This window comes from Streptomyces sp. TLI_185 (assembly GCF_003814765.1).
GTDB lineage: Bacteria > Actinomycetota > Actinomycetes > Streptomycetales > Streptomycetaceae > Streptomyces.
Genome location: NZ_RKRB01000001.1, coordinates 468,737 through 491,305, shown reverse-complemented (window position 1 = coordinate 491,305; position 22,569 = coordinate 468,737). Strand labels below are relative to the sequence as shown.

Here is a 22,569-nt window from a genome sequence, read left to right as displayed (position 1 = left end):
TGAAGCGGTGCGACAAAAGAACCATCCTGAACTCTATGGAGCACGCCCCCGCTGCGGCGATCGTCGATGCCCGGGGCATCGTGACCGGGTGGAGCGAAGGTGCCCGGAGGCTGACGGGATACCCGGCCGAGGAGGCCGTGGGCCGCGCGGTACGGGACCTGCTCGCCGAGGGCCCGTCGCCCGGCGCCGTGGCTGCCATGACCGGCACCGTCGTCCTCCGGCACCGTGACGGCTCCTCGGTGCCTCTCGCCCTCCGTGCATGCGCCCTGTCCGGCGGGGACGACTCACCCGACCGATACGTGGTGACCGCCGAGCAGCCCGGCAGGCCGGAGCCGACGCTTGCGGGGCAGGCCTTCCAGCAGGCCTCCATGTCGTTGTCCGTGTTCGACGCCGACCAGCGCTATCTGCGGCTCAATGACGCTTCCTGCCAGGTGATGGGGGTGCCCGCCGAGACCCTGGTCGGCCGGTACTTCATGGACACCGTTCAGGACGTCGGGTACAACCGGGGATTTCTGCGGCATCTGGAGCAGGTCATCGAGACGGGCAGGCCGGTCCGATACGAGAGCTACGCGCACGCACCGTCCTCGAACCGGGAGCACGCCTGGACCACCGAGATGTGGCCGGTCCGGGACGCCGACGGCAATGTCATCGGAACCGGCATCGCGGCCTTCGACAGCACCGAGCAGTACTGGGCCCGGGAGCGTCTGGCGCTGCTGAACGAGGCGGCGGCCTCCATCGGCACGACACTGGACGTGGTGCGCACCGCCGAGGAGCTCATCGAACTGATGGTGCCCCGCTACGCCGACTTCGCCAGCGTCGACCTCCTCGACTGGGTCCTCGGCGCCGATGAGCATCCCGCGTTGCCGGAGAGAGACATCGTGCTGCACCGCGTCGCTCACGGCTCGGTCACCGAGGGCACGCCCGAAGCCGCCGTGCACGTGGGCGACACCGACTTCTACCCGTCGTTCTCGCCGCCCGCGAAAGCACTGAGCACCGGGCGGGCCGTCCTCAGCCACGCGGGCGAGCCGGAATTCATGCGCTGGGTCGCCGAGCGCAACGCGCGAGCCCCCGCGGGCCGCCCCCACCGCACAGGTGTGCACTCGATGCTCGCGGTACCGCTGCGGGCCCGCGGCACCACTCTGGGCGTCGCGGTCGCCGTCCGCATCGCCAATCCGGACGGGTACGGCGGCGACGACGCCGTCCTCGCCGAGGAACTCGCCAGCCGCGCCGCCGTCTGCATCGACAACGCCCGCCGCTTCTGCCGCGAACGCACCACCGCACTGGCCCTGCAGCACAGCCTGCTGCCCAGAGGGCTGCCCGGGCAGGCGGCGGTCGAGGTGGCCCACCGCTATCTGCCCTCCGATTCACTGGTCGGCATCGGGGGCGACTGGTTCGACGTGATCCCGCTCTCCGGCAGCCGCGTCGCTCTGGTCGTCGGCGACGTCGTCGGACACGGCATCCCTTCCTCGGCGACCATGGGACGCCTCTGCACCGCCGTACGCACCCTCGCGGACGTGGACCTGCCGCCGGACGAACTCCTCACCCACCTCGACGACCTCGTCACCCACCTGGCGTCGGACGACACCGGCGACGAGGTCGCGGAGCTCGGCGCCACCTGCCTCTACGCCGTCTACGACCCCGTCTCGCGCCGCCTCGACCTCGCCGCAGCCGGCCATCCACCGCCCGCCCTGCTGCTGCCCGACGGCACCGCGAGCCTCGTCCCCATGACCGCCGGGCCCCCGCTCGGCGTAGGCGGCCTGCCCTTCGAGTCGACGGAGCTGGAACTGCCCGAGGGCTCCGTCGTCGCCCTGTACACGGACGGCCTGATCGAGGACCGCGACCGCGACGTCGACCACGCGCAGGCCGAACTGTGCCGCGCACTGACCGCCCGCGCCGACACCCTCGACACGCTGTGCGACACGGTCCTCAAGGCCGTGCTGCCGGAGGAGCCCAGTGACGACGTGGCCCTGCTGGTGGCCCGCACCCGGGCGCTGGGCGAGGACCAGGTCGCCACCTGGAACATCACCCCCGATCCGGAACGCGTGGCCGCGGCCCGGCAGGCGGCCACCGAGCAGCTGACCGCCTGGGGACTGGACGAGGCCGCCTTCGTCACCGAACTGGTCGTCAGCGAACTGGTCACCAACGCGATCCGGTACGGTGCGCCTCCCGTGCAGCTGCGGCTGATCCGCGACCGCAGCCTCATCTGCGAGGTCTCCGACGGCAGTTCCACCTCACCGCATCTGCGCCGGGCCCACGCCTTCGACGAGGGCGGCCGCGGACTGCTGCTGGTCGCCCAGCTCACCCAGCGCTGGGGCAGCCGCCAGACGGGCCGCGGGAAGACCATCTGGGCCGAACAGACGCTGCCCCCGGTCTGATCACTGGAAGGAGCAGCCCGGGTTGGGCACGTCCTCCGAATACGGCGAGCCGTGCGGAAGGATGTACAGCACGTCGAGGACCAGCGGGGTGTCGCCCTCGTTGCGTCCGAGGTGGACGTCGCTCGGCCCGCCCGGCTCGCGCACCGTGGTCCCCTTCGGATACACGCCGTCCTCGGCACAGTCCGAGTGGTAGTGGCTGAGCGTGCCCTGCTGGACGAAGCCGTAGACCGGGCCGTCGTGGTAGTGCCAGCCGGTGGCCTGCCCGGGCGGGACGGTGATCTCCCGGATGACGTAGTCGGTGTTCCCGATGGTGGTGGTGCTGATCAGCTTGGCGGTCACTCCCGGTCCGGGAGGAGTGGCGCCGGCGGTGCCGCAGGTCAGGACGGTGCCGGCGACGACAGCGCCGACGACGGCGGTACGGAGCGCGTTGCGCATGCGGAAAGGCCTCCCGGGACGAGGGACGAAGATCGAGTACCGCCGTGAACATAGAGGCCCGGGCGGCCTGTTGGGGCCGGAACGACCCAATCCGCCTTGGAATGCCTCACGTTGCTCCGGGCCCCCTCTCAGGCGGCCGGACGCTCCCGCACGACGTCCTCCGGCTTCTTGTCGTCCCGAAGACCCAGGAACCGCGGATGCCGCAGCATTCCGTCCCGCGTCCACTCGGTGAAGTCGATCTGCGCGACCAGCGCCGGCCGCACCCACCTGGCGCCCGCCTCACGCACCCGGCCGTCGAACGGCGGGTCGGCGGTGCGCAGTTCGTCGAGCCGCTCCCGCAGCGAGAGCAGCGTGGCGCGGTCGAAGCCGGTGCCGACCTTGCCCGCGTACCGCAGCTTCCCGTGCTCCTGGTAGCCGAGGAGCAACGCCCCCAGGCCGACCCGACTGCCCGCCGGTTCGGTGAACCCTCCGACGACGAACTCCTGCCCCTGGGAGCACTTGAGCTTCAGCCAGTCCGTGGACCGGCGCGGCTGGTAGTCACCGTCGGCCCGCTTGGCGATCAGGCCTTCCCAGCCGCGGGCGCAGGAGGTGGCCAGCAGGTCGGCGCCGCCTTCGTTGCGGTGGGAGGTCAGCCGCAGCGGAGAGCGGTAGGCCAGGGTGCGGCGCAACAGGGACTTCCGGGTCCTGAGCGGCAGCCGGGTGAGGTCCGCTCCCTCCACCCCGAGCAGGTCGAACACGTAGTACGTCACCGCGACACCGCTCGCCGCGATGTCCGCTCGGCGCGTCAGGCCCATGCGCTGCTGGAGCCGGGAGAAGTCGGTGCGGCCCCGTTTGAACGCGACGACCTCCCCGTCCACGGTGAACTCCGTGCAGGACTGGGCGGCCAGCGCCGCCACGATCTCCGGGTACGTGTCGTTCAGGCGACGCCCCGTCCGCGACAGCAGCGTGACCCGCTCGCCGTCCCGCACCGCCAGCAGGCGTACGCCGTCCAGCTTGCGTTCGAAGATCCACCCGCTGTCGAAGTCCCGGCGGTCACTGAGTGTGGCGAGCATCGGACGGGCGGCGAGTTCCGCACCCGGGCGCGCCTTGTGCAGCAGCTTGCGCTGATCGTCGGGAAGCGAGTCCAGGATGCCGGGCACCGCGGGTCACTGCTCTCCGGCAGCCGCCGCGACCTGGGCGAGCGTACGGCCACTGCTGACCGAGCGGGCCCGCCGCGGATCCGGCGTCCCGTGCCCGTGGGACTTCCCGCCGCCGGCCTTGACCAGCAGCCACGCCTCCCCGCCGGCACCGTCCTTGCCGCCGCGGAACCGCGTGAGCGCATACTCGCCGTGCAGCTTCGACCCCTTGAGCCGGAAGCGGGCATGCCCGTGCTCCAGCGACTCCTCGAAGCCGACGGGCCTGCCCTTGCGGTCGTGGCTCAGCGGTTCATAGCTGCCGTGGTCCCACACGATCACGGTGCCGCCGCCGTACTCGCCCTCCGGAATCACGCCCTCGAACTCCTCGTACTCCAGCGGATGGTCCTCCGTGGGCACGGCGAGCCGCTTGTCCTGCGGATCGTCGGACGGGCCCTTCGGGATCGACCACGACTTCAGCACGTCGCCGACCTGCAGCCGGAAGTCGAAATGCATGGTGCTGGCGTCATGGATCTGCACGACGAACCGGGGTTCCTCGCCCGAGGACGCGGATCCCCCGCGAGGCTCCTCGGTCCGCCCGAAGTCGCGCTTGCGGTGATAGTCCCGCAGCCGGTTCTGCTCGGACACCTCCGGCTCCTTCCCTGCGCCCTGTCCCCGTGGGCCCCCGAGTACCCGCCCGGCGGCTCAGAACTCCTCGTGCACCTCCGGGTCCCCACCGACGCGCCGGTGGACGCGGTCGCCGACGGCCCGCAGCTGTTCCTGGTCCAGCTCGAAGCCGAAGACGTCGAGATTGGCGCGCTGCCGCTCGGGGTCGGACGACTTCGGGATGGGCACCGCGCCCAGCTGGGTGTGCCAGCGCAGGACGACCTGCCCCGGCGTCACCTTGAGCGCGTCGGCCACACTGGTGACGGCGGGGTCGGTCAGCAGGTCCGTGCCCCGGCCGAGCGGGCTCCAGCTCTCGGTGAGGATGCCTTTGGCCGCGTGGAAGGCGCGCAGCTCGTCCTGCGGGAAGAACGGATGCAGCTCGATCTGGTTGACGGAGGGCAGCACCCCGGTCTCCTTCTCCAGCCGCTCGATGTGCTCGGCCGTGAAGTTGGAGACGCCGATGGAGCGCACCAGGCCGTCCTCCTGGAGCTTGACCATGGCGCGCCACGAGTCGACGTACTTGTCGACGCGCGGCAGCGGCCAGTGGATCAGGTACAGGTCGACGTACTCCAGGCCGAGCCGGCGGCGGGACTCCTCGAAGGAGGCGAGGGTCTCCTCGTATCCGTGATGGCGGCCCGGGAGCTTCGTCGTGACCACGACCTCCTCGCGGGGGACACCGCTGCGGGCGACGCCGAGGCCGACTCCGGACTCGTTGCGGTAGTTGGTGGCCGTGTCGACCAGGCGGTAGCCCAGGCCCAGGGCCTCGGGCACGGCGCGTTCCGCCTCTGCGTCGCTCATCGGCCAGGTGCCCAAGCCGATGGCGGGGAGTTGCGTGCCGTCGTTGAGCGTGTGCGTCGGGATGCTGACCACGGTGGGACCTTTCCCTCGACTGTGCCGGAGCTCCAGCGTCACGGATAGGGTGAGGCTTGATCAAACGCACAGGTGGGGATGAGGGCGGCGCACTGCATGGGTGGCACCGAGGAGAAGCAGCCGGCGGGATCCGGGCGCCCCACGTCACGGGACGTGGCCCGGCTCGCGGGCGTGTCGCACACCGCGGTCTCCTTCGTGTTCAACGGCCGCGCCGAGGGCAACCTCTCGCCCGCCACCCAGGAACGCATCCGCCAGGCAGCCGCCCAGCTCGGCTACCGCCCCGATCCCGTCGCCCGCGGCCTGCGCCGCCGCCGTACCGCCGTGATCGGCCTGATCACCGACGAGATCGCCTCCTCGCCCTTCGCGGGCCGGCTGCTGCGCGGCGCCATGGAGACTGCCTGGGGCAGCGAACACCTCGTGCTGACCGTCGACTCCGGCGGCGACCGGGCCAAGGAGGACGCCGCCGTCGCCGAACTCCTCGACCGCCGCGTGGACGGAATCATCTACGCCGCCATGTCGCTGCGCCGGGTCCGCGTCCCCGAGGGCCTGCACCGCACCCACTCCGTCCTCGCCAACTGCCTGCCCGAGGACGACTCCCTGCCAGCCGTCATCCCCGCCGAGCGCGCCGGGGGCCGTACCGCCGCCCGGCTGCTGCTGGAGGAAGGCCACCGCAGGGTCGCCATGATCGGCGGCCACGACGACATCGCGTCGGTGGAGCGGCTGCGCGGCTTCCGGGACGCGCTGCGCGCCGAGGGGATCACCGTGCCCAAGGAGTGGGTGGTGCGCAGCGGCGGCGAGATCTCCGGCGGGTACGAGGGCGCGCTGCGCATCCTCGACGGCGCCTCGGCCGGCCGGCGCCCGACCGGCGTCTTCTGCTACAACGACCGGGTCGCGGCGGGCGTCCTGCACGCCGCGACCCGTCTTGGCATCGCCGTCCCCGGTGACCTCTCGGTGGTGGGCTACGACGACCAGGAGCACATGGCCGCGTTCCTCTCCCCGCCCCTGACCACGGTCGCGCTGCCGCACCGGGCGATGGGCGAGGCGGCCGCCCGGCTGCTGCTGGACGCCATCGACACCGGACGGACGCCGCCCGCGACCGTGCGGCGCCTGGCCTGCCCGGTGATCACTCGCGCGTCGGTGGGACCAGTTCCCACCCGGTGACGGCGTCCGCGTTCCCGGCCACGACCAGCTCGGGCACATCGCCCGGGCGCAGGTAGACCCGCTCGGTGAGGGTGACCCGGTCGTCGACGAACAGCTCGAACAGCGAACCGTCGACGAGCACCCGGACCTGCCGGGCGGGGGCCCGCACCACGATCGGCGCCGACCCGTCGGGCCGGGTCCGCGGCCAGTCGCCGCGGTCCAGTGTCACGGTGCCCTCGTCCGGGTCCAGCCGGACCGTGAGCCGCGCGCCGGCGGCCGACCGCAGCAGCCCCACGGTGGTCCGCCCGCGTGCGGTGACGGTCAGGTCGTACGCCGGCGGGAGCGGAACCCGTGCGGGTGCGGTGACGAACGGCTCGGCGGCGCGCAGGAGTTGGAGCTCCGGTGCCGGTACGACACGCAGCGCGCCGTCCGGATGGACGTCCACGACGCGTGGCGCGGTGAGCACCCCGGCCCAGCCGGCGCGCTCGACCTCGATCTGCGTGCGGGCCTCCCAGGACCAGCCCCACATCAGGGCCCGGTCCGGCTCCTGGAGCACGGCAGGCGCGTAGAAGTCCCGTCCGTGGTCGAGTCGTCCGCCGGACCGCGCAGCGAAGTGCAACTCGTCTTCTCCGTAGGGCTGCAGACGGCCCGTCAGGTAACCCGTGGCACACGGATCGCCGTCCCACAGCGACAGCACGAGCACCCACTGCCCGCTCGCCGTGGCGAACAGCTGAGGGCACTCCCAGCCGACCGCCTTGTCGCCCAACACCTCTGCCGCGACGGGGTCGTTGCCGTCGAGGAGGACCCCGGCGAAACGCCAGTCGAGCAGGTCGTCGCAGTCGTACAGCAGGACCGACGGGGTCCCGTCCGCGTGACCCGCACCGACCAGCGCCCACCGTCGCCCGCCGTGGCGGAACAGGAACGGGTCGCGGAACATCACCACGTCCAGACCGGCGGGCGGGCCGGTCACCACCGGTGTCGGCAGCGGCTTCCAGTCGGTCAGCGTCTCGTCGTCCGGCACCACCGCCCGCGCCAGACAGACGGTGCCCAGTCCCGTGTGGTGGCGGTCGACGCCGGTGTACACGGCGGTCGGCACTCCGTCGTCGTCGACCACGCAGCCGGACCAGCAGCCCGCCTCGTCCGGGCCGCCGGGCGTCGGGGCGAGCGCGACCGGATGGTGCTCCCAGTGCGCGAGGTCGGCGCTGGAGGCGTGGCCCCAGTGGACGTTCGCGTGCACCGGTGCGTCCGGGTTGTGCTGGTAGAAGAGGTGGTAGCGGTCCCGCCAACGGAATGGCCCGTTCGGGTCGTTGACCCACTGTGCGGGCGGTCGGACCCTGAAGCGCGGGGCGTTGGGGTCGTGGCTCAACGATTGACTCCTGCGGACGTGATGCCCTCGCGCAGAGGGCGCTGGCCGACGACGAACACGGCGACGGCGGGGAGCATGGAGAGGACGACACCGGCGAGCACCACCGAGATGGAGCCGGTGCCCAGGTTGCCCTGGAGGGAGACCAGGCCCAGCGGCAGCGTGTAGTTCTGACCGGAGGTCTCCAGGATCAGCGGCCGGAAGAACTCGTTCCAGTGATAGTTGAAGGCCAGCACGCCGACGATGGCGAGGCCGGGCGCGGCCAGCGGCGCGTACACGGAGCGGAAGATCCGCCAGGGTCCGGCACCGTCCAGCATGGCCGCCTCGCCCAGATCCTTGGGCATGCCCAGGAAGTACTGGCGCATCAGAAAGGTGCCGAACGCGGTCGGGAAGGCCGGGATGATCAGACCGAGCAGGGTGTCGGTCAGGCCCATCGACTTCAGCACGAGGAACACCGGCACGATGGTCACCTGCAGCGGCACCATCATCGTCGCCAGCACCAGCCCGAACAGGGGTTTCTTGAAACGGAATTCGAGGCGCGCGAACGCGTACCCGGCAAGACCCGCCGTGACCATCTGGCCGACCGCGATCAGTGCGGTCACCAGCGTCGAGTTCAGGGCGAGCAGCCACACGTCGATCTGGTCGAACACCCCGCGGTAGGCCTCGGCAGTCGGATGCGTCGGGATGATCTTCGGGGGCAGGTCGAAGGACTGGGCCGGGGTGCGCAGCGAGGTCGACACGGTCCAGATGACCGGGCCGAGGGTCAGCAGCGCGCACACCGCCAGGGCGGTGATCCGCGCCCACGGCCCGAGGGAATACCGGGCACGGCTCAGGGAAACGGTTGCTTGGCTCAATGGACTCACCCGGCTCACTGGTAGTGGACGAAACGCCGGCTGAGCCGGAACTGCAGGGCGGTCACCGCCATGATCAGCACGAACAGCAGCACGCCCACCGCGGACGCCTCGCCGAAGCGCAGCTGCTCGAACGCCGTCTCGTAGATGACCATGACGACGGTGCGGGTGGAGTCGCCGGGCCCGCCGTTGGTCAGCACGTACGGCTGCTCGAAGACCTGCAGGGCGTTGATGACGCCGACCACGGTCGCCACCAGCAGCGTCGGCGACAGCAGCGGCAGCGTCACATGCAGGTGCTTGCGCAGGCCGGTCGCACCGTCCAGGGAGGCGGCCTCGTGGACCTCCTTGGGGATGTTGTTCAGGCCGCCGATGAACAGCAGGAACGAGAAGCCGAACTGCTGCCACACATAGACGATGATCACGGTCGCGAGTGCCGCGTGCTCCGAGGTCAGCCAGGGCACCGGCGAGATCCCGACCAGCCCGATCAGCCAGTTCACCACCCCGAAGTCCTGGTTGAACAGGTACTTCATCACCACGGAGATCGACGCGGCGGACAGCACCAGCGGGAAGAAGAACGCCGAGCGGAACACTGAGCGCAGCCACACCGGCATCCGCCCGTTCAGGGTCAGCGCCAGCGAGAGGGCGATCAGCAGCTGCGCGGCGACCGCGAAGACCATGAACGCGAGTGTGTTGAGGAAGGACACCCGCACGGTCGAGTCGGTGAAGACCTCACGGTAGTTCGCCATCCCCGCGAAGCTCGGCGAGTCGATCACGTTCCAGTGGAACAGGCTCAGCACCACCGAGCCGACGATCGGCACGACCGTGAACACGACGATGCCGACGATGGTGGGCGCGAGGAAGAGGGCGGCAAGCAGCCGGGTGCCGCGGGTGCGCAGCGGTGAGGGCCGCGAGACGTCTACGGCCGGCGTGGCGGCCCGCGGCCGTACGGCGGGAACCTGGGTGTTCGTCATGCGTCACGCTCCATGGCCTTCTCCAGGTCGCCCTGCATCCGGCGCAGTGCGGGGCGCACCGAGCGCGGGGAGGCAAGAGCGGTGCCGGTGTGCTTGAGCAGCACCTCGGTCACCTCGGCGACCTGCGGCGGGGCGGGGATCGGCCCGGTGTCGGGGAACTTGTCGAGGGTGTCGTAGAAGACCTGCCAGTGCTTCGGGCCGCTGTCCTTGTAGCGTGCGGCGGTCAGCATCGAGCGGCGGGCCGGCGTGGTCTGGTTGGTGTCGAACAGCCGCATCAGGGTGTCCCTGCGGGCGGCGTACTTGATGAACTCCCAGGCCTCGTCCTGCCTCTTGGAGGTGCGCAGCAGCGCATAGCCCGCCGCGCCGAACTGGTGTCGCTGGGTGCGCCAGCGCGGGAAGTACTGCACGTCGAAGGCGTCCGCCTGCATCCCGGCCAGGTGCAGGCCGCCGGCCCAGAAGCCGCCCGCCGGTGTGACGCCGACCCGGCCGGTGGAGAACACGCCGACGAGGTTCTGGCCGTTGCCGCCCTCGGGGCGGGTGCACAGGCCCTCCTGGATCAGGGAGGCGAGATAGTCGTACGCCTCCTCCACACGCCCGGCGGTCGCCTGCGGCGTCGTCCATCGGAAGCCACCGCCGCGGCCCTTCCGCTGGGCGGCCGGATAGAAGGAGTCCCACAGCCATGCACCGCCCGGTGCCTTGGATTCCGTGAGCAGGTTGGTGCCGCCCGCGAAGAGCCAGGGCACCACGCCGCCCCACAGCCGGTTGGTCCAGAAGTACGGCGTGAACTGCGAGCCGCTCGACTTCTTCATGGCCCGCAGCAACGCGGTGAAGTCGTCGCGGGTCCAGTCGGGAGCCGGGAAGTCCGCACCCGCCCGCTCGAGCACCTGCCGGTTCAGATACATGTCGGCCGCGTTGAACTCGACCGGCAGCTGGTAGAGGCTCCCCTCGTACATCATCGACTCCACCAGCGAGGGGTGGACGTCGGCGAAGTACTCCTTCAGCTCGGCCGCGTCCCGCTGCACATAGTGGTCCAGTGCGACCCCGAGGCTCTTGGCGAACAGCTGCACGCCCTCGGTGGCGACATAGACGAGGTCGGGTGCGGTGCCCGCCGCGATCTGGGTGAGGATCTTCGCGAAGAAGTCCGACCAGTCGACGGCCTGCACCGCGTTGATGCGGAGCTTGATGTCGGGGTGCACTTTCCGGAAACCCTCGGTGAGGGTGCGGATGGCCTCCGGGCCGTAGGCGGGGCCGAGGGTGGCGACGACGAGGGAGCCGTCGTCGCGGCCGGGGATGTCGGCTCCGGTCAGCCGGTCCCAGCTCGCGGCGGTGCCTGCCAGCGCGGCGGCCCCCGCTCCGTAGGCGCCGTACCGCAGCAGCGTGCGGCGGGTGACGTGCGGGTTGGTCATCCAACATGCCTAACTCGTGTTAGATCAGGGTTGATGCCCCAGATGATGTGAAGCCCGCCACGGACCTGTCAAGGGTCGTGCACCCCTTGACCTTTAACGAGTTAGGTCGCACAGTCCTGCACCACAAGAGCCGCCGTTCTCCACTCGACGACGAGAGGAACGAAGCATGATGCGTGGGATGTCCCGCAGAGCCCTGCTGACCGTCACCACTGCCGGGGGAGCCGCCGTGCTGCTTCCTGCAGCGCCGGCCACCGCCAAACCCAAGGCGACCAGGTCGAGTTGCGCGAGTTACCGCGCCGCGTACCACTTCACGGTCCCCGACGCCTGGAAGAACGACCCCCAGCGCCCGGTCTGGATCGACGGTGAGTACCACTACTACTACCTCTACAACGCCGACTATTTCAGCGGCGTCGTGGGCACGGCCTGGCGCCTGGCCACCACCACCGACCTGGTCTCCTTCACCGACCGGGGCGTCGCCGTGCCGAAGGACACCACCCCGAACGGCGACGTCTGGTCGGGCTCGGCGGTGGTGGACACGGACAACACGGCAGGCTTCGGCGCCGACGCGGTGATCGTCATCGCCACCCTGTCGCCCGGCGGCGGAACCGACCACCAGGAGCAGTTCCTGTACTACTCCACCGACGGCGGCCGCACCTTCACCAACCACGGCACCGACCCGGTCCTGCCCAACCCCGGCGTCACCGACTTCCGCGATCCCAAGCTGATCCGCGACGAGGACCGCGACCGCTGGGTGATGGCCCTTGCCGAGGGCACCAAGGTCGGCTTCTACCACTCCGCCGACCTCAAGTCCTGGACGTACGCCGGAGGATTCATCAAGGACGGGATCGGCACGCTGGAGTGTCCCGACCTGTTCCGCATCACCGCCGAGGACGGCACCGTGAAGTGGGTGCTGGGCGTCAGCGCCAACGGCAAGGGCTCGGGGCTGCCCAACACGTACGCCTACTGGACGGGTTCCTTCGACGGCAGCGTCTTCACCGCCGACGCCGCCGGCCCGCAATGGCTCGACCACGGCTGGGACTGGTACGGCGCCGTCACCTTCGAGAAGCGGAACGCAAACGGCACGCAGGACCCCGGCGCACGCTACGCGATGGGCTGGCTCAACAACTGGGACTACGCGAACACCACACCCACCATCGACTGTGACGGCTTCAACGGCACCGACTCGATCGTCCGCGAACTCACCCTGAAGCGTGACTCCGCCGGCACCTATTACCTGGCCTCCCGTCCCGTCGCCGCCCTCGACGCGTACGTCTCCCGCACAGTGGACCTGGGCGACGTGACCGTGGACGGTACCAAGGTGCTCGACTACACGGGCATCTCCTACGAGATCACGACCGAGATCACCTGGAACCGACTCACCGGCGCCGGACTCCAGTTGCGCCGCTCACCCGACGGCGGGCGCCATATCGACGCCGGTATCTACAACGACTATGCCTTCCTCAACCGCCGCACCACCGTCAACCCCGACACCTCCGGCAAGTGGCAGGAGAGCCACACCCCGTTCAGCCCTTCGGCAGGCACGGTGAAGCTGCGCATCCTGGTGGACCGCACATCCGTGGAGATGTACATCGACGACGGCCGGTACGTGCACTCCAGCGAGGTGTTCCCGTACCTGGTCGACACGGGCCTTGCGCTGTTCACGATCGACGGGACGGCGGTGTTCCGCAACACCGTCATACGGGAGTTCAGCGTGTGAGGACGGCCGTCCCGCACCACGGAAAACCCGTTGGAGTCATGGCGGCCGGACGCGCAGACTCGACGAGGGAGGAAGGAGGACGACATGCCGACGGCCGAAACCGTCGCCCTCGTCGACGCACTGGGCAGTGAGCCACGCCGGCCGGACGCCTTTCGTGAACTCCTGCGGCGCGGGACGGAGGCCGTGCCCGACATCCGCCGAGGGCTGAGGCACCCGGTTCCCCGGGTGCGGGAGGAATGCTGCAGGCTGCTGGACCAACTGCTGGTGCCCGAGGCGGTGGACGACCTGACCGCCATGCTCGACGACCCGGACGCCCGGGTGCGGGTGGCGGCGCTCCACGCCCTGTCCTGCGACCGGTGCAAGCCGGACGCGGACGCCTGCCGCCCCGATCGTGCCGTGATCCAGCCGCGCGCGATCCGGATCCTGCGCGACGACCCGGACCCCCAGGTCAGGGCCAGGGCGGCCGAACTCGTCGGACTGTGGGTGCACAGCGACCCGCAAGCCGTCGCTGCCCTGGTACGCGCCCGCGACGAGGACCCCTCGCCGACGGTGCGCAAGAAGGCGGGCTGGTACGCGCCCGGTGGCCCCATCCACCGCCGGACGGCGCCGAAGCCCGCTCGTACGTTCCGGGCCTGATCCACAGGAGGCTTCCCCGGCCGGCAGTTGGGGGCGGACCAGCTTCGCCGGGCGTGTCGGGCCGCGTCTCGGCAGCGATCCCGTCGGGGGCGGAGGAGCCGGGACGGGGGCACGGGACGTCTGTCGCATTCCCTGCGAAGATCGGATACGGCTACCGGCCGAGCGGAGCCGGTCCGGGCGATCAGCGGAGTGCGCATGACGATTGAGCGGGACAGGGTGACGGGTGTCGAACGGACCGCGGGCATCGAGGTGCAACCGGTCGCCGGGCACATCGGGGCCGAGATCACCGGCGTCGACCTGGCCGGCGACCTGGACGACGCCGTGGTCGCCGCGATCAGGGCGGCGGTGCTGCGCTGGAAGGTGGTGTTCTTCCGCGGGCAGCGGCTGGACCACGCCGGGCACGTGAAGTTCGCGCGCCGGTTCGGCGAGCCCGTCGTGCTGCGCAAGCGGGGCAGCGCCTCGCCGCCGGACTTCCCCGAGGTGGAGACCACCGCCGACCGGCTGGAGCTGGGCGGGAAGTTCGGCATGGAGCACGAGGAGTGGCTGCAGCGCCGCCGGCACACCCTGCTGCGCGGCTGGCACTGCGACCACGGCGCCCGCATCGACCCGCCGGCGGCGACCATCCTGCGCGCCGAGACCGTCCCGCCGTACGGAGGCGACACGACGTGGTCGAACCTGGCGGCCGCCTACGCCGGACTCTCCGGCCCGGTACGGGAGTTCGTGGACGGGCTGCGCGCCGAACACCGGCTCGGTGTCGGCTACCAGCCGCGGCCGGGTGACGACGCCTACCTTCGGCACCTGCTGGACCATCAGGTCGCCTCCGTGCACCCGCTCGTGCGGGTGCACCCGGAAACGGGGGAGCGGGTGCTGTTCGTCAACGGCTACTACCTCGAGCAGATCACCGACGTCTCCCGTCCGGAGAGCCGGGCGCTGCTGGACATGCTGCTGGAGCAGACGGTGCGGCCCGAGTACACGGTGCGGTTCCGCTGGGAGGCGGGCAGCGTGGCCTTCTGGGACAACCGGGCCACCATCCACCTCGCTCCCAGCGACAACGCCCACCTCGGCTTCCCGCGGATCATGCACCGGGTGATGCTCACGGGCGACGTTCCGGTCGGCGTGGACGGCAAGCCTTCGGAGCCGGTTGTCGGGACCGAACCCGGCCGCTGGTGACGCAGACTCTCAGGCAGTGGGCCGCCAGCCGAGCGCCGGCCCGAGCCTCGTGGCCATGTCGGTGAGGATCTGCACATAGTCCTCGTGCTCGAAGGTGAACGGCAGCGCGAACGCCACCTCGTCCACCTCGCGGAACGCGGCATGGGCGTGGAGGCGTTCGGCGATCTCTTCCGAGCTGCCGACGATGTCGGGCGCGAACATCAGTCGGGCCGGGCCCTGCGGGGAGGCCGTACGAGGGGTGCGCTTGGCGGCGAACTCCTCGTATTTGGCGCGCTGTTCGGACGAGGCGGAGTCGGTGGGGATGACGACGAGACCCTGTGAGACACGGGCGTTGTCGCCGTCGGGGTGATGGGCGCGGAAGGCGCGGATGTGGGACAGCTGGATCTCCGCGAAGTCGAGGTCCGCCTTCCCGTCCGCTCCCTGCGGGCTCTCCGCCTTGACGACACTGCTGGTGAGGAAGTTCATGCCGTGCGCGCCGGCCCAGCGCGCCGAACCCAGGCTGCCGCCGCCGTACCACAGCCGCTTGCCCAGCCCGGGGGAGTGCGGCTGCACCCGGTCCGAGAACACTTCGAACCCCTCGACACCGCTGAAGTCCGTGGCGCTCTTGCCGCGCACGAAGTCCAGCAGCCGCCGTACCCGCTCGTAGGAGAAGTCCTCGGAGTCCGCCGTGTCCGGGTACAGCGCCTCCTTGACCTGGTCGTAGTGCATCGGCGGGCCGACGCTGACGCCCGGGTTGATGCGGCCCCCGGACAGGATGTCGACCGTCGCCAGGTCCTCGGCCAGCCGCAACGGGTTCTCCCAGCCGAGCGGGATGACCGCGGTGCCGAGCTCGATACGGCTGGTGCGCTGCGAGGCCGCCGCCATGACGGCGACCGGGGACGAGATGCCGTACTGGAGATGCCGGTGGCGCAGCCACGCGCTGTCGAAGCCGAGCCGCTCGCCCAGCTCGATGATCTCCAGAGTGGACTCGTGGCCGCGGCGCGGATCCGCCTCGTCGAACAGACCGATGGTCAGGAAACCAAGCTTGCGCAGGGGACGAGAGGACGGCGGCACGGGCTCCTCCATGGTTGTTTGATGTATCAAGTATTACGGCGGTGCCAACCAGGCGGACGCGGGAACTGTTCCCCGTGCCGGGGTCAAGATCAGGTCATCTCAGATCAGAGGAATGGTGACCTCGTCCTCGACGGGCGGTTCGATCTCCTGCGCGCGGTTGCCGGTGGCCGCGTAGCAGCGCAGGTGGACCGCCTCCGGGGTGACGTCCAGGCGCAGGAACTGCTTGAAGAACGGCGGGCTGTACGTCGCCGAACCGGGCGAGAACAACTGCGTGTAGATCTTGCGCACCGGGAGGCGGAAGCGTGAGGTGCGGTCGGGGCGGCCGCCGGCGCCGAGCAGACTGGCCACGATGCGGATACGGCGGGTGACGCGCACCGCTCCGCCCGGGGTGCGGGTCGGCGGGATGCCGAGCCGCTCGGCGATCACGGCCATCGCCTCGTCCTCGGTGAGGGTGAAGAAGCGGCGCAGCCGCAGCCGCCGCCCGTAGAGCCTGCTGTAGAAGGCGAGGGAATCGCCGCGCAGCGGATAGCAGCGGAAGTCCTTCTCGGTGACGTCCGCGATGCCGATGCGGGGGATGGTGTGCGTGGCGTGCATGAACGCCCCGCCGCCGCCCGAGACGACGTACTGGATGGTGCGGCCGTCCACCTGGACCGGGTAGCGCTGGTAGTTGTGGATGTCGCCGCCGATCGCCGCCACATAGTGGTGGTCGGGATCGCGGACGATGTCATCGACGGTGCCGTTGCCGCCCTCGATGGTGCAGGGGTGGTGTTCACCGTCGACGTACAGGGGTGATCCGGTGATGAGGATCTTGGGGCGGGGGCCCTTGGACACCTCGCGCAGCCAGGCGCCCTGTTCGGCGTCGATGGTGCCGAGCAGGCCGGTGTCGATGCCGATGATCCGCACGGGTCCGGCGTCGATGGCCCAGTACGGGCCCGGCTGGACGGCCTGTTGGGCCTGCGCGGACCGCAACTGCCATGCCTGGTCCAGGTGTTGACCGTCCGTGGGGCGTGGCCGGTGCCACAGGAGCGAGCGCATCCAGGCCCGGCTCAGGGGGCGTGGTGCCGGCTCGGGGGCGAGGGGCGGGGCGTCCGCGCAGAAGACGCGCATGAAGGCGCCGAGGTCCTCGTACCAGTCGTGGTTGCCGGGTATCGCGTAGATCGGGGCCCGGTAGTCCTGGTAGGGGCGGAAGAACTTGGTGGCGTAGTCGTCGGCGCTGCCGACGGGGTAGATCACGTCGCTGGCGATGACGGCGAAGTCGGTGCCCTGACTGATCTTCAGGAACCCTGGTACGACGGAGTACTGGGGATCGTCGCCCTCGCCGGTGTCGCCGATGACCATGAAGGAGAACCGGTCCGCCTCCGCGCGCCGGATCACCTTGTCGGCGGGCGCGCCGGCCGCCTGGCGCTGTGCCACCCATCTGCTGCGGGTGCTGCCTGTGGGGTCCCCGAACCAGGAGGCCAGTACGCCGTTCCGGGCGGCCCACAGCGTCTTGGGATTGAGCCAGGAGAGCTTCTCGACGTGCTGCGGCATCAGCCGCTTGTAGTCGCCGCGTTCTGCGGTGCCCCAGCCGGCGCCGTGGGCGGTATCGCGTGAAGAGTCAGACACCGGTGAACCGTAACAACGATCAAGTGGCGGCCGGGAAGAGGGTGCGGGTGCTCGGCGCGCCGGAGCGGCCGTGCCTGCGCACATCGGGGACGCGCACGGCAGGGAACGGCCTCCCCCGGCGGCAACTCACCGCGGAACTAGGGCAGTCCGATCGCCGAAACCGCCAAGGGGCCGACCTGCTCAGCGGTCTTCCGATCCCGGTTGTTCGGTGCGCCTCGAATCGCCGTCGCGGGTGCAGCCCGGCGCACCCGGCCTGGGCCGGCCGTCCCGTCCGCCCGTGGCACCCGGCGGCAGTTCACCACTCGCGGCTGGGCGGCGGTGCCCACTGCGGCGCGGACGGCGTGGCGGTCCCGTACTGATCCTGCCGAGGCCGTGCGGGGGCGACCCGTCCGCCGAACGGGGCGATGCTGTGCTGCGGTGCAGGCTCTGCCACCTGATCGGCGACGGAGGTTCGCCGCGCCGGGGCGGACTTGTTCCACTCGCCTTCGCCCAGCACCAGAAGCGGGTCGAACATGACCACCACACCGGCCAGCAGCAGGAAGACGGTCGGCCCCAGGAGCATGGGCAACAGTAAGGAGGTGGGCGAATCGCCCGTCCACGCCCCGCTGCCGGCGCCGGCGCCGTGGACATGGACGCTGACAGCCGCCATGGCGGTGTAGTGCATGCCGGAGACCGCAACCCCCATGACCAGACTGGCCCCGAGACTCGTCATGAAGCCCCGGACGCTGACGGCCGCCCACAGCGCGGCGGTCGCGGCGACGATCGCGATGACGACGGACAGGCCGACGGTGAGCGGGTCGTACCGGAAGTCCCCGTTCACCTCCACCGCCGCCATGCCGAGGTAGTGCATCGCCGCCACACCGAGACCGGTGACCACGCCGGCGGCACCTAACGTGACCTTGCCGGCGCCCCGATAGCCGACGATGAACACGCCGATGCCGACCACGACGATGGACACGGCCAGGCTCAGCAGAGTGAGCCCGGTGTCGTAGCGGATCCCGGTCTCCTCGACCTGGAAACCGAGCATGGCGATGAAGTGCATCGTCCAGATCCCACAGCCGATCGAGGCGGCACCGAGCGCCAGCCAACCGGGCTTCCAGGACTCCTCGTTGAGCAGGGACCGAACGATGCAGCGCAGTCCCAGCGCCCCTCCCAGGCAGGCCATCAGATAGGCCGCCACCGGGGTCACCGCACCATAGCGGAACCCGTCAATCGTGCCTTGCATCTGCCAACTCCCCCCAGAGCCCTGGCAATTTGTGGAGCCAGGTCTACGGGTAAGAGCCGCGTAAGTGCAAGGGCTTACCATTGGTAACTGAATAACTCTCAACTACCAGGGGTTAACTCCGGTCGCAAAGGGGCGAGTTCCGGCCAATCATCGGTGGCTTCGCGGTGCATGCGGCTAGCGGGCCAAGACTGAGCAGCTCGGCCACGAGCCCGGCGTGGCGTGCGGCGCCTTCCGCGTGTACGACATCACCGGGCCCGCCCGCAGCGACGACCCCCATCGCGCTTGATTCTCGTCCGACCGGTGGTGGCATGCCGCGGCCCGGCCTCCGCGGGGAAGGATCGGCCGTAGGAGCACAGGGCGCCAAGGCCCGGCCCGTAGGCGGACCCTTGGCCGCGACGATGCGGGCAGGGCAGCACATGCCGCTGACGGGCTACAGTCGAAGGTGATCCCCACCTGGCTCCGCCTGCGGGACAGCGTTCACTCGATCCCCAGTGCAGGCGCCGTCGCCGGGCGCTACGACAAACCGCCGAGTCCTGTCAAACGGCCGTCACCTCGGCTCTCGACGTGGCCGAATGGTCAGAGCCGGGCCGCTGGTCCAGCCACATCGCAGGGGGGAGAAGGAGTCGATCCACCCAGTTCACCATCTGCCTTCCTGGGCGCGGACCGGCGCGGGATGATGGCGGCATGGGGGGATGGGCAAGCGCAACACGGCGAGTTAGTGCGGTCTACTTTGCGCTGGCAGTGGGCGGGATCATCGGCGCGTTGTGGGTCACACACCGTTTTCACCTCGGGGCGGCCGCGACTGCAGCGTCACTGCTTCCTACGCTGGCTCCGTTGTTCTTGTCCTGGGTGACCTTCCGCTCCGGTGCGGAACATGCTGCAGAGCAGCCACTGGAGGAGATCGCGGAGCATCTGGCGCAGGCCGTGCAGAATCAGTGGGAGACCGAGGTTCAGGTGCGGCGCGTGAACGATCCGTATCCCATGACAGTGAAGTGGAGCGCCGCCCCGGACGACCTGGTCGAATCCTGGCCGCTGCTTCAGACGACTGCCGGCGACTGGCCTGGCGATCTGGGCACTGTCCCTGACGGGTGGGCGAATTCCGCAGCAGAGTTGGAAGGCTCTGGGGCGGAAATTACGCGAGTATTCGCAGAACGGGTCCCTACTCGGCGACTCTTGGTGCTGGGAGGACCTGGAGCGGGAAAGACCGTCCTTCTCTCACGGCTGGTGTTGGGGCTGCTTCACCGACGGATGACGAGCGCCGCCAGTCCGCACACCAACGCCGTGCCAGTGCTGTTTCCGTTGGCGACGTGGAATCCCACACGACAGGACCTCTACGCTTGGATGGCGGAGCGGCTTGCCTCCGACTATCCCACCCTGGCTGAGGCCGCACCGACGCGATACGGGCGGATAGATCGCGCCCGCGCTTTGCTCGGCCGCCGTCTGATCCTCCCCGTCCTGGACGGCTTCGACGAGATCCCTACTCCCCTTCGGGCGGCAGCTCTCAGTGGGATCAATGAGGCTCTTCCGATGGGGCATCCCGTCGTTCTGTCCAGCCGAGTCGGCGAATACCGGGACGTGCTGCGCCCTCCCACCGGCTTGCCGGTCAGGTTGGCTGGAGCAGCGGGCATTGAGCTACGTCCTCTGGACGCCGAAGACATCGCAGCGTACTTGCGGCGCGATGCCGGCGCCGGCGCATACGCTCCCGACCGCTGGGGCCCTGTGGCTGCTCAGCTGGGTACCACAACTCCGGTGGGCGAGGCATTGCGTACACCGCTCATGCTCTTCCTGGCCCGGGCCATCTACAACCCCCGCCCTGGCGAGAGTCCCCACGGCTTGCCCAACCCTGGAGAACTCTGCGACACAACACGCTTTCCCACCCGTGTCGCTGTCGAGCGCCACCTGTTCTCCGCATTCGTCATGGCTGCCTACCGCTCCCACCCCCGCTATCCATGCCGGTGGACGCCTCAACAGGCCCAGACAACGTTCGTCTTCCTCGCGCGGTACCTTCACCGCGTCCATAACGCCACCCCTGACCTGGCCTGGTGGAGGCTGCGGCGAGCCGTTCAACGCAGCATCCCCGCGATGGTCACCCAGGCGTTGTGCCTATTCCTCAGCGTTGTTTTTACGGCCATCACCTTCTTCGTCGATCCCGATGCCGGCAACTGGATTTTTGCCCTGGTCGTGGGACCCACCCTCGGAGTCTTCGCCGGCGTAGTCCTGGGGGTGCCAGGCTGGTTGGCTTTCGCCGAAGAACCACGTCGTCCCGCATCGGGACTGCGGTGGGCTCCGAACTGGCCGGGGGCGGCGACAGCTTTGGCCACCACCGTCCTGCTGGCCGCACCCATCGGGCTGCCCCTTGCCTCGGCTGTGGCAGTCGGCCTCGGCCTGTCAGTCGCCTTCGGGCTGGGAGTGACTTCAGCCGACACTGCGGTGGCTGTCGGCCCTGTGGCGCTCTGGTCGCGGGACAGGCGCGTCTTTTGGGCTCTCACCCTCGGCGTCGCAGCCTCTTCGGGTCTCGGTCCGTCGATACTCCTCGTGTTGAACGATGCAAACGCAGTGGCCCAAGCGGCCGTTCTGGCGGGTGCCCTATGGCTCGGCCTGACCATCGCCTTCACTAGGACGGCCTGGGGCCCATTCTCAGCAGCCAGGTTTTACTTGGCCTCACGCCACCGCATTCCTCGCAACCTCATGGCATTCCTCGCCGACGCTCACCAGCATCGGGGTGTACTGAGGCAAGTTGGAGCGGTTTACCAGTTTCGGCACATCGACCTGCAACGGCATCTTGCCAGAGTCGAGGATGGTGGCTCATCAGTTCGGCGGCCAGGTGGCCGGGCGTAGGTGCTGTGGGCCAGATAACCGGCCGTCGCCGGCGGCCCGTTCGCTGAGCCGCTGGTGCTCGGTCTACACATGACCGGACTCGTCTCGGGTCGCGCGGGCTGCGCGCCCGGCTGCACTTCCCCGCGTGGCACCGCCCGCGCAGCGGACAGCCGCCACCCTACGGGCCTCGATGTCTGCCGCGCGGCCTCAGCGGCAGCCGGGGCCCCCGAGCCGGCACCAGGCACCCCTCCCGCCGGGCGTGGCCCAGCGGCCGAGGCGCAGTGTGATCCCCGAAGTGCCGAGCCGAGAGTTACCCCCATGTTATCGAACACCCAAGCGCACCCCAGGTATTGGGCAGCCGAAAGCCAAGGGGTGGCAAGGATTCAGTGAGGTCACTGATTCTTCACTTCCTATTTCTACCCGCATAGACCCGGTGGTGCTGTCATGCACACACCCGCCCGGAACCCCGGGCCCATCGCGGGAGAACCCCCATGCGTGCCATGCGCCGCCTCACCGCCACCACGGCATCCCTCACCCTCTCCGTCGCCGGCCTCATCATCGGCACGGGCTCGGCCGCACACGCGGCCGGCTGCTCGCAGTCCTACCTGCCGCTGCCGGACCCGACCTGCCAGCCCGGCGCCTACAACCCGGACGTCACCCAGTCCACGATCGATACGACGATCTGTGTGTCCGGCTGGACCGCCACCGTGCGCCCCTCCACCTCGTACACCAACGCCCTCAAGGTCAAGCAGATAGCGGAGTACGGCTACTCGGACACCAGCACCTCGGACTACGAGGAGGACCACCTCGTCCCGCTCGAGCTCGGCGGCGCCCCCAAGGACGCGGAGAACCTGTGGCCCGAGCCGCGGTACGGAGACGAGACCGCCTACAGCAAGGACTCGGTGGAGAACAAGCTCAAGAAGGCCGTCTGTGCCGGCACCGTCACCCTCGACGACGCTCGCAGCGCCGTCGCCAGTGACTGGACCACCGCCCTGTCCTCCCTCGGCCTCAGCTGACCCTTCGGCGGCACCACCCGGCGGTCTGCCCGCATTCCCAGCGGGCAGGCCGCCTTGCCGTACAGAGGGATAACCCTCGAATGACCGGAACCCTGCTGACATGCTCTGGTCAATACTGTCATCCTCCTCCCCAACTGCCGC

Annotated in this window: 18 protein-coding genes; 7 read left to right on the top strand and 11 right to left on the bottom strand. The window is 69.9% G+C overall.

Annotated elements, in window-relative coordinates; translation table 11 throughout:
• Nucleotides 1-35 precede the first annotated feature (35 nt).
• The gene (locus EDD92_RS02175; RefSeq protein WP_123962634.1) at nucleotides 36-2,375 is read left to right on the top strand and encodes a SpoIIE family protein phosphatase; all 2,340 of its coding nucleotides are present in this window, start codon (nucleotides 36-38) and stop codon (nucleotides 2,373-2,375) included.
• On the opposite strand, the gene EDD92_RS02170 is transcribed toward EDD92_RS02175, so the two are convergent.
• The 4 genes from EDD92_RS02170 to EDD92_RS02155 all read right to left on the bottom strand — a co-directional run bounded on the left by EDD92_RS02170 (nucleotide 2,376) and on the right by EDD92_RS02155 (nucleotide 5,458).
• Nucleotides 2,376-2,810 carry a cupin domain-containing protein gene (locus EDD92_RS02170; protein ID WP_123962633.1) on the bottom strand — a complete coding sequence of 145 codons (435 nt, stop codon included), beginning with the start codon at nucleotides 2,808-2,810 and terminating at the stop codon, nucleotides 2,376-2,378.
• A 128-nt stretch (nucleotides 2,811-2,938) separates the two neighbouring features.
• Entirely contained in the window at nucleotides 2,939-3,949 is a 1,011-nt protein-coding gene (gene ligD / locus EDD92_RS02165; protein ID WP_123962631.1) for a non-homologous end-joining DNA ligase, read from the bottom strand.
• A 6-nt stretch (nucleotides 3,950-3,955) separates the two neighbouring features.
• Complete coding sequence (locus EDD92_RS02160) at nucleotides 3,956-4,570, bottom strand: DNA polymerase ligase N-terminal domain-containing protein (protein ID WP_123962629.1); 615 nt, start codon at nucleotides 4,568-4,570, stop codon at nucleotides 3,956-3,958.
• Between the two features lie 57 nt (nucleotides 4,571-4,627).
• Complete coding sequence (locus EDD92_RS02155) at nucleotides 4,628-5,458, bottom strand: aldo/keto reductase (RefSeq protein ID WP_123962627.1); 831 nt, start codon at nucleotides 5,456-5,458, stop codon at nucleotides 4,628-4,630.
• A gap of 96 nt (nucleotides 5,459-5,554) precedes the next feature.
• Here EDD92_RS02155 and EDD92_RS02150 point away from each other — a divergent pair, with 96 nt between their 5' ends.
• Nucleotides 5,555-6,619 (top strand): LacI family DNA-binding transcriptional regulator, encoded by a 1,065-nt coding sequence (locus tag EDD92_RS02150; protein WP_123962625.1) that lies wholly within the window; start codon nucleotides 5,555-5,557, stop codon nucleotides 6,617-6,619.
• Here EDD92_RS02150 and EDD92_RS02145 read toward each other — a convergent pair.
• Genes EDD92_RS02145 through EDD92_RS02130 form a run of 4 tightly spaced genes read right to left on the bottom strand, consistent with a single transcriptional unit; the run spans nucleotide 6,582 to nucleotide 11,189 of the window.
• Nucleotides 6,582-7,964: a glycoside hydrolase family 32 protein gene (locus tag EDD92_RS02145; protein ID WP_123962623.1), complete on the bottom strand. Its 1,383-nt coding sequence runs from the start codon at nucleotides 7,962-7,964 to the stop codon at nucleotides 6,582-6,584. The genes EDD92_RS02150 and EDD92_RS02145 overlap by 38 nt on opposite strands.
• Nucleotides 7,961-8,815: a carbohydrate ABC transporter permease gene (locus EDD92_RS02140; RefSeq protein WP_123962621.1), complete on the bottom strand. Its 855-nt coding sequence runs from the start codon at nucleotides 8,813-8,815 to the stop codon at nucleotides 7,961-7,963. The genes EDD92_RS02145 and EDD92_RS02140 overlap by 4 nt, the downstream gene beginning before the upstream one ends.
• A gap of 14 nt (nucleotides 8,816-8,829) precedes the next feature.
• Nucleotides 8,830-9,783 (bottom strand): carbohydrate ABC transporter permease, encoded by a 954-nt coding sequence (locus tag EDD92_RS02135; protein WP_123962619.1) that lies wholly within the window; start codon nucleotides 9,781-9,783, stop codon nucleotides 8,830-8,832.
• Nucleotides 9,780-11,189: an extracellular solute-binding protein gene (locus tag EDD92_RS02130; RefSeq protein WP_123962617.1), complete on the bottom strand. Its 1,410-nt coding sequence runs from the start codon at nucleotides 11,187-11,189 to the stop codon at nucleotides 9,780-9,782. The genes EDD92_RS02135 and EDD92_RS02130 overlap by 4 nt, the downstream gene beginning before the upstream one ends.
• A gap of 169 nt (nucleotides 11,190-11,358) precedes the next feature.
• Between EDD92_RS02130 and EDD92_RS02125 the strand changes: the two genes are divergently transcribed.
• The 3 genes from EDD92_RS02125 (at nucleotide 11,359) to EDD92_RS02115 (ending at nucleotide 14,712) form a co-directional block, all read left to right on the top strand.
• Nucleotides 11,359-12,906 (top strand): GH32 C-terminal domain-containing protein, encoded by a 1,548-nt coding sequence (locus EDD92_RS02125; protein ID WP_123970232.1) that lies wholly within the window; start codon nucleotides 11,359-11,361, stop codon nucleotides 12,904-12,906.
• A gap of 84 nt (nucleotides 12,907-12,990) precedes the next feature.
• The gene (locus tag EDD92_RS02120) at nucleotides 12,991-13,542 is read left to right on the top strand and encodes a HEAT repeat domain-containing protein (RefSeq protein WP_123962615.1); all 552 of its coding nucleotides are present in this window, start codon (nucleotides 12,991-12,993) and stop codon (nucleotides 13,540-13,542) included.
• Between the two features lie 195 nt (nucleotides 13,543-13,737).
• The gene (locus EDD92_RS02115) at nucleotides 13,738-14,712 is read left to right on the top strand and encodes a TauD/TfdA family dioxygenase (protein ID WP_123962613.1); all 975 of its coding nucleotides are present in this window, start codon (nucleotides 13,738-13,740) and stop codon (nucleotides 14,710-14,712) included.
• Nucleotides 14,713-14,721: 9 nt separating this feature from the next.
• Here the strand turns inward: EDD92_RS02115 and EDD92_RS02110 are convergent, their stop codons facing one another.
• From EDD92_RS02110 to EDD92_RS02100, 3 genes are all read right to left on the bottom strand, one after another.
• On the bottom strand, nucleotides 14,722-15,765 hold the full coding sequence (locus EDD92_RS02110) for an LLM class flavin-dependent oxidoreductase (protein WP_123970231.1): 1,044 nt from the start codon (nucleotides 15,763-15,765) through the stop codon (nucleotides 14,722-14,724).
• Nucleotides 15,766-15,864: 99 nt separating this feature from the next.
• The gene (locus tag EDD92_RS02105) at nucleotides 15,865-17,370 is read right to left on the bottom strand and encodes a metallophosphoesterase (RefSeq protein WP_123962611.1); all 1,506 of its coding nucleotides are present in this window, start codon (nucleotides 17,368-17,370) and stop codon (nucleotides 15,865-15,867) included.
• A gap of 295 nt (nucleotides 17,371-17,665) precedes the next feature.
• Nucleotides 17,666-18,595, bottom strand: coding sequence for an MHYT domain-containing protein (locus EDD92_RS02100; protein WP_123962609.1), 930 nt, complete (start codon nucleotides 18,593-18,595; stop codon nucleotides 17,666-17,668).
• A gap of 834 nt (nucleotides 18,596-19,429) precedes the next feature.
• Between EDD92_RS02100 and EDD92_RS02095 the strand changes: the two genes are divergently transcribed.
• Together EDD92_RS02095 and EDD92_RS02090 are read left to right on the top strand one after the other, a co-directional pair.
• Complete coding sequence (locus tag EDD92_RS02095) at nucleotides 19,430-21,433, top strand: NACHT domain-containing protein (RefSeq protein ID WP_185123905.1); 2,004 nt, start codon at nucleotides 19,430-19,432, stop codon at nucleotides 21,431-21,433.
• Nucleotides 21,434-21,903: 470 nt separating this feature from the next.
• Entirely contained in the window at nucleotides 21,904-22,428 is a 525-nt protein-coding gene (locus tag EDD92_RS02090) for a hypothetical protein (RefSeq protein WP_123962606.1), read from the top strand.
• The last annotated feature ends 141 nt before the right edge of the window (nucleotides 22,429-22,569 follow it).